Genomic DNA, 314 nt, shown 5'->3' with positions numbered 1-314 from the left:
AGCAAGCGATCACGTGCGTCCAGGCGTTCGAAGACTTCGTTCCATGACTGGTCGGCATACGCGGTGCAAATCACGATCTGCAGACGAGGATCGACCAGCCATAGCTGTTCGATGGTTTCAACGCCGTCCCATCCCGGGGGCATGCGCATGTCGATGAAGGCCAATGCATAGGGCTGGTTGTTCTGCAATGCCTCTTGCACCATCACCAACGCCTCTTGGCCCTGGTAGGCGCTATCCAACGTAAATCCGGCTGCGGATGCCTTGGCCGAGGTGCCGAACAGTGCGGATTCGAAGTCGTCCAGTTCAGCCGTTGC

The 314-nt window shown here is 58.3% G+C and carries 1 protein-coding gene; it reads right to left on the bottom strand.

The annotated features are described in order from the left end of the window. On the bottom strand, nucleotides 1–314 hold a 314-nt coding region (locus AC1DZ5_RS21580; protein ID WP_477892864.1), incomplete at both ends, for a response regulator transcription factor.

This window comes from Rhodoferax sp. P1_F3 (genome assembly GCF_056405715.1).
The sequence above is the reverse complement of the archived record's forward strand: the minus strand, read 5'-3'. Positions and strand labels throughout refer to the sequence as shown.